Source organism: Streptomyces sp. NPDC127190, assembly GCF_042672505.1.
Lineage (GTDB): Bacteria > Actinomycetota > Actinomycetes > Streptomycetales > Streptomycetaceae > Streptomyces.
Genome location: NZ_JBHXVE010000003.1, coordinates 501,777 through 505,223, shown reverse-complemented (window position 1 = coordinate 505,223; position 3,447 = coordinate 501,777). Strand labels below are relative to the sequence as shown.

Annotated in this window: 1 protein-coding gene and 1 CRISPR repeat array; the gene reads left to right on the top strand. The window is 70.8% G+C overall.

The window, feature by feature from the left end:
* Positions 1-4 precede the first annotated feature (4 nt).
* A CRISPR array of direct repeats spans positions 5-1,681; the repeat unit is 29 nt; unit sequence GTCCGCTCCGCGCAGGCGGAGGTGAACCG.
* Between the two features lie 614 nt (positions 1,682-2,295).
* Complete coding sequence (locus tag ACFVIU_RS08070; RefSeq protein WP_385841338.1) at positions 2,296-3,192, top strand: DUF5655 domain-containing protein; 897 nt, start codon at positions 2,296-2,298, stop codon at positions 3,190-3,192.
* The last annotated feature ends 255 nt before the right edge of the window (positions 3,193-3,447 follow it).

The window sequence follows — 3,447 nt, the reverse complement described above, 5'->3', positions numbered from 1 at the left end:
TTGGGTCCGCTCCGCGCAGGCGGAGGTGAACCGGACGCCCCCCATGGCCCCCCAGGATCAGCAGCGTCCGCTCCGCGCAGGCGGAGGTGAACCGGTGCCCATCGTCCACTCCAGCAGGATCTCCCAGTCCGCTCCGCGCAGGCGGAGGTGAACCGCTCCAAGTGGACCTGATCACCCCTCAGCAGTTGTCCGCTCCGCGCAGGCGGAGGTGAACCGGAGGTGCTTTCCGTTGGCTCCGCGTCCATTCAGTCCGCTCCGCGCAGGCGGAGGTGAACCGACGCCGGGCGTCGGGTAGGTGATCGGCTCGCTGTCCGCTCCGCGCAGGCGGAGGTGAACCGAGTCCAACTTCGCCTACGGCCGGGCCGCCTAGGTCCGCTCCGCGCAGGCGGAGGTGAACCGGCCATGCTCGCTGAGGCGAACGCGCCCCGGTTGTCCGCTCCGCGCAGGCGGAGGTGAACCGCACGCCGAAGCCGCAACACCTGGACCATGGACGTCCGCTCCGCGCAGGCGGAGGTGAACCGCCGCCGTACGGCCCGGTCAAGGTCGACTGTGAGTCCGCTCCGCGCAGGCGGAGGTGAACCGCTGACGCCGGTGAAGGTCGGTGACGCGGTGCCGTCCGCTCCGCGCAGGCGGAGGTGAACCGTTCACAATGACTCCTTGTGTGAAGGGGTTCCGGTCCGCTCCGCGCAGGCGGAGGTGAACCGGTTCTGCGGCCGGGTCTCCGGCGGCGGGTACGGTCCGCTCCGCGCAGGCGGAGGTGAACCGGACTACGGCATCGTCGGCGCCACCCGGGGTCTGTCCGCTCCGCGCAGGCGGAGGTGAACCGCGTCGGGTACGCGATGAACGGTGCGCCGTTGAGTCCGCTCCGCGCAGGCGGAGGTGAACCGGGCCGTACGGCGCTGTGGGCGCCGATCTCCCCGTCCGCTCCGCGCAGGCGGAGGTGAACCGATCTCGGACTCCAGCAGCGCCCGGTGCGCGGAGTCTGCTCCGCGCAGGCGGAGGTGAACCGTCCAGGGATGCGGCGGGATCATTCCTGATGACGTCCGCTCCGCGCAGGCGGAGGTGAACCGACCGCATACACCAGCGCGGCCCTGGGACCGAAGTCCGCTCCGCGCAGGCGGAGGTGAACCGGCCACGAGCAGTACCCCGAGACCGCTGCCGGCGTCCGCTCCGCGCAGGCGGAGGTGAACCGGAGAAGATCGGCCGGATGAAGTTCTACGCCGTGTCCGCTCCGTGCAGGCGGAGGTGAACCGGCGTCGGTCATGGTCGGCTGGACCGCGCCATAGTCCGCTCCGCGCAGGCGGAGGTGAACCGGTGCCCCGGTCCTGCTGCCCCATCGCTCGGCGGTCCGCTCCGCGCAGGCGGAGGTGAACCGTTTTGCCAGGCGCCCTGCGTCTGCCCATGCCAGTCCGCTCCGCGCAGGCGGAGGTGAACCGCGGGCGTCAGTCAGCTCGCGAGGCTCGGTGACGTCCGCTCCGCGCAGGCGGAGGTGAACCGGACTGATGCGACGTGGACATCCCCCTCCTGCTGTCCGCCCCGCGCAGGCGAAGGTGAACCGCCGACGCCCTGTCAAGGCCGAGGCGCGGCGCACGCTCGCCCCGCTCACGCGGAGGTGGACCGCGGTGCTGGCCGGTGGGGTTGGTGCATGCGACGACCGCTCCGCTGGCGCGTAGGTGAGCCGCAGGGACGCCGCACCTGAGGCGGCACCGCGCGGTGGTCATAGCGCGAGCGGAGCTGCCACGTACGGCGCCCCGCGCTCCTGGGCGGGCTACGAGTGCTCTCAGCGTGCGCGTAGGTGAGCCGCGGGCGGGGAAGTGGCACTCCGCCTGCGTGGAATGTTCTCCGTGTGAGCAGACGTGAGTCGAGCGGAGTATTGGCGCGCCTGATCGTTCCTTATCGGCCAGCGTCATGTCGAGAAGGGTGCGTTCCTGTTCAGCGCGGCCCTTTGCGTCGCCGAGGAGAGCGGTGCTGGCGCGCTCCATTTTGCCAGTCCTTCGCGAATCGCGTTCCGCATTTCTACGCGACGTTCCGTTCGGCAGGACAGGCGCTTAGAAGGCGCCTGCTCTATCCGCTGAGCTACGGGGGCTGACCTGCGTAAACGAAGCTTCCCGCTGCTGTCCCCCAGGTCGCGGGGGACGCATGGGGGAATCTCGGTTTCCCGGCGACCGGGGGATGCGAGCGCTCCCCGATCAGGCCGTCAGTGGGTCTCACACCATCTTCACGCCCCCGAAGCCTCTCACGGAAACAATCCCGCACCCCGTCGGCGTTGGTGATCTCCGAGCCGAGGAGGGGAAGGTGTCGGGCCTGAAGCTGTTCCGCACGGACACGACGAACAGCGGCATGACCGAGGTCATGCCGCGTCTTGCTGAGATCGAGGCCGATGTGCAGGGTCTGGTCGAGACGCACATGGAGGCGCTGCTGGGCGTCCGGTTCCTGGCGAGCGAGTACGGCACCGGGCCGGTGCACGGGGGCCGGATCGACTCGCTCGGGCTGGATGAGAACGGATCACCGGTCATCGTCGAGTACAAGCGCGGCACGGATGCCGGCGTGATCAACCAGGGCCTGTTCTACCTGGCGTGGCTGATGGACCACCGTGCCGAGTTCGAGCACCTGGTCCGCGACCGGCTCGGGGTGACGGCCGCGTCCCAGGTCCTGTGGAGCAGCCCCCGGCTGATCTGTATCGCCGGCGACTTCACCCGCTACGACGTCCACGCCGTCCGCGAGCACCGGCGTTCGATCGACCTGGTCCGCTACCGACTCTTCGGCAGCGACCTGCTCGGGCTTGAGACCGTGGCCTCCGTGAGCGGCGGCATGCAGGCGGGCCGCCGGGTACGGCACCGGGCTGTTGCCCAGGCAGCGGCCGACGTGCAGGGCGCGTCGATGGTGGAGCTGGCTGGCGCGGTCGATGAGGCCCTGCTCGGGCTCGGGGACGGCGTGAACCGCGTGGAGCGCAAGACCTACCGGGCCTATCAGCGGCTGCGGAACTTCGCCTGCCTGTGCCCGCCGCAGCGCAGCAAGCTGCTGGTCTACCTGAAGGTCGACCCGAAGGACGTCGACCTGGTTCCGGGCTTCACCCGGGACATGTCCGGTCTCGGGCACCACGGGACGGGCGACCTGGAGGTGCAGCTCCGTACGCTCAGGGACGTGGAGCGGGCGCAGGATCTGTTCCGGGCAAGCTACGCGGCGGCATGATCGCCTGCTGCGGCCAGCCGCTGGCGGGCTGCGCTACTTGGCGTGTCTGCGGTCGCGGGAGGAGCCTTTCGACGTGCGGGCAGGGCGTGGCGGTGGACTGTCTATGGTGCGGGGGGGGGGCGCGGGGGTGGGCCCCGGGGGGGGGGGGTGCGTCGCCCCGGCCCGGGGGCTGGACCCGTCCGCGGTGGGCGTGGTGACCGTACGGGTGAGGGTGCGGCTGGCCATGGCGGGGGCGGTCATTGTCGACGCCGACGA